This is a genomic window from Anabaena sp. UHCC 0204 (assembly GCF_009711975.1).
GTDB lineage: Bacteria > Cyanobacteriota > Cyanobacteriia > Cyanobacteriales > Nostocaceae > Dolichospermum.
The window spans coordinates 1-3,389 of record NZ_VIKW01000077.1; the positions used below are offsets into that span (position 1 = coordinate 1).

The window sequence follows — 3,389 nt, forward strand, 5'->3', positions numbered from 1 at the left end:
CTTTGACAGATGGATAGATAAAAACACCAACGAATCCAGACAAAAACCCATCATTCGTGTCAGCAATCTAGAACTGATCAGTTCTGCTCAACGTAAAGACTCGAATGAAACCAGTGAAGACCAAGATTCCATAATTAACGCCAATTTCTAGAAAACTAACCACATCCCGCAGCATAACTTTTGTCTGTGGGATGTTGTGGTTGAAAAGCGCAAAGCGCAATTTTAATGAACAATTGACAATTTCATCACAAGGAATAGACCATGATTAACTCAACCCAAACCATTCGATTGCTCAGTATTGATGAAGCTTTTGACAGTCAAGGTGTAAAGATTGTCTATGGTGAATGTGTTTTCTCATACTATTCAAAAGATGGCGTAGTGGAAGACACAATTCCCTACAGAACCAAAGGAGCAGCCGCAGTTTCCATTGCTGAATCAGGAATTAATGCTACTGGTATCGCTATGGGCTATTTGGATATTAACGTAGTGGATAGCGGTAAGGGATATAAAGAAAAGAAAACAGCCTTGGTTATCCGCACTTTCATCTGCACTACCACTGGTAATCGGAATCCTATACCAACTGCTACACCTGTTGTTCAAGCAACTCCACAGGAAAATACTCAACAGCTAGTTGGTGCTGGTGTAGCTACAGCATCTAACAACGGACATTCTCCAAATACTAATATTTCTCACATTCCCTTTTAATGATCTTACTTCTGGCTACTTTGCCAGAGGTATTTTTTTCCTGTCGGCAGATAATTTTTTTCACTTATCAGTGCTAGGCTATGACTTCAATGATAGATGTAGGAACTGTTATTTTTTTAACCCATAATTTGAGCAATAGTCTACAGGTTACAGCAACAGAGAAAATTTCTGTTTCAAGATTCGGTTAATTCTCATATATTGATATATGATGCAAATAGAATAAATATTAGACTTGTTAGAAAATAGATAGTGAAAATCGCTGAAATGCTTTCCGGGAAAGGAATTAAAGGATTTTAAGGGTTATTGCCCAACGACTCTAATATATTCTTAAATCATATATCAATATATGATGTAAAAAATCCGATATATGATACTCACATAAAATCAAAAAAATAGTCATGCAAATTAGATTAGCTGTAATAAGTAATGCTGGAGGAAGTGGTAAGACAACCCTTTCTGTCCATCTAGCTCATGCTCTGGCAAAACGCAAGTATAACGTAGCACTATTTGACCTTGACCCGCAAGGATCACTGACACTGTTTTGTGGTTTAAATCAACCAGAACCAGAACATACTTTAGCTGCTGTCCTCAAAGAGAATTTTGATGGTAACTGGCCGTTGACACCCTGCTGGAGTGAACACACCGATAAAGTAGTTATTTGTCAGGGTGGTATGGTTCTCACCCAAACAGCAGATGAATTAGTTTTACACAAACGAGGAGCTTACTTATTAGGCGATCGCTTAACTGACTATCCTCTAGAACATGATTTGATGATCTTTGATTGTCCAGCTACCCTGGGTCCCTTACCTTTAATGGCACTAGCAGCCAGTACACACATAATTATCCCTGTCCAGCTAGAGCCAAAATCCATTCAAGGAGCGGCTCATTTACTGGAATGGTATTACTACCATTGCAAGCATTTACGCTTAAAACCCACACCAGAAATTCTCGGCTTTGTTCCCAACCAATACGATGCTCGACGTGCAGCCCATAGACAAATGTTGGCTGCATTACCATCTCAGTTAGAGCAGATGAATATCCATGCTTTTTCAGAAATTCGGGATAGTGCTGAATTTGTTAACGCCAGTGGACAAGGATTACCATTAGCTATTCACCGCCCCAGTCATCAAGCAAAGGATGACTTTAAAGAAATTGCTTCAAAATTAGCCACTTTAATTGGCAACAAAAGTAAAGAAAGCGTCAAAGTTTAACTAATCTGTCACACCCAAAAGTTGTACCTTTTTGATTTTGGCTACAAGTTTTAAATCCTCTCCCCTGTTCAATCATCGTCTCAATGTACAACTTAAATCTGTGCTAACTTATGACCACCCGCAAATCTCCTGACCTCACGAACTATTTTTCAGGCGCAAAGCAATCCCAACAATTATCAGAAGCTGAGGCAGAAATTCAACGCCTAAAAGCCGAAATAGAAGAACTTCGCTCTCAAGGATCAAGTGAGTTAGAAACTCAGCTACAAACTCTCAGGGAGCAACTTCAGTCACAATCAGGCATCCAATCTATTTCTTTAGAAAAAATTCAAGCCAACCCAGAGCAACCGAGACAAACATTTTTATCAGAAAGTATTGAGTCTATGTCTCGTTCTCTGGTATCAGATGGACAACTAGAACCAATTATTTTAATTCAACGGGAACACTTAGTTATCTTTGATGGTGAACGACGTTGGCGCAGTGCTAAAAATTTGGGTTGGGAAAATCTGCAAGCTGTGATTATTCCTGAACCTGATGCTTTGCACCGTAAAGCTTTAATTACTTCTTTACATCGGGAAGACCTCAATCCTCTGGATAAAGCTGAAGCTATTGTGCGGGAGTTGGCAATAAATACTGGTTTAGAACCTCAAGATATTCCCCGGATTCTCTCAACAGTAGTGCGACGGTTGAATGCACAAAAACGAATGAATTCTGTTGTTGGACTGATTACGGTAACACCGGAAGAACAACAACAAGGTTTAGCTATTTTGGACTTAGATGAACGCGAAGCGGCAATTTTCACTGTACTTTTAGATTTACAACTCAATCCCGCTTCTATTGATGCCAATATTTTTCCGATGCTTTCTTTAGCGGAAGACTTGAAAGCTGCAATTAGGTCTTCTGGTCTTAAAGGTGTTCATTCCATAGCGTTACAAAAACTGTCAGCGAAAAATTTGGGACTACCAGAATCAGAGGCAGAAGAAATTAGAATCAACATCACCCAAAAGGTGTTAGCAGAAAAATTATCTGTGCAAAAAACACGGCAATTAGTAACTGAGGCGATCGCCTTACAAAGTACCGACGCTGAAAAAATCGAAAACCAAGTTAAACCAATGACTAAGGCAACACGCTCTTTGTATAAAGTTTCTGGGGACGCGCTGAAGAAAGTTGAGGTGTCTCAATTAATTGAGTTTCAGGACGTTCTCCGCAAGAAACTGGCAGAGATTGAAGAAGTGATACAGGAAAAAGCTGTCAACGATAATAAGGTTTAAAATGTTGACTTGAATTTGAAATTAAGACTACAAATGTCAGCTGATGGCTTGCGTTTAAAACTGGCAGTAGATACTGCTTGTAAAATTGCAGAAGCTCAAGAATTGCAGGTTGAAAGAGCGATCGCTTCACAAAATACGGATATTCAAAAAAAAACGAAAACCACGCTAAACCAGTAATACAAATTTTCCAAATATAAAAATTTTA

The 3,389-nt window shown here is 38.9% G+C and carries 4 protein-coding genes; all 4 read left to right on the forward strand.

Annotated features, from left to right (window positions below; all coding sequences use genetic code 11):
• Positions 1 to 261 precede the first annotated feature (261 nt).
• Positions 262 to 705 carry a hypothetical protein gene (locus tag FJR04_RS24580; RefSeq protein ID WP_006196493.1) on the forward strand — a complete coding sequence of 148 codons (444 nt, stop codon included), beginning with the start codon at positions 262 to 264 and terminating at the stop codon, positions 703 to 705.
• Between the two features lie 398 nt (positions 706 to 1,103).
• Positions 1,104 to 1,916, forward strand: a complete 813-nt coding sequence (locus FJR04_RS24585) for a ParA family protein (RefSeq protein WP_168499808.1) — start codon at positions 1,104 to 1,106, stop codon at positions 1,914 to 1,916.
• A gap of 110 nt (positions 1,917 to 2,026) precedes the next feature.
• A complete protein-coding gene (locus FJR04_RS24590) occupies positions 2,027 to 3,184 on the forward strand; it encodes a ParB/RepB/Spo0J family partition protein (RefSeq protein ID WP_168499809.1) in 1,158 nt (385 codons plus the stop codon).
• Between the two features lie 33 nt (positions 3,185 to 3,217).
• The gene (locus tag FJR04_RS24595; RefSeq protein ID WP_168499810.1) at positions 3,218 to 3,361 is read left to right on the forward strand and encodes a hypothetical protein; all 144 of its coding nucleotides are present in this window, start codon (positions 3,218 to 3,220) and stop codon (positions 3,359 to 3,361) included.
• The last annotated feature ends 28 nt before the right edge of the window (positions 3,362 to 3,389 follow it).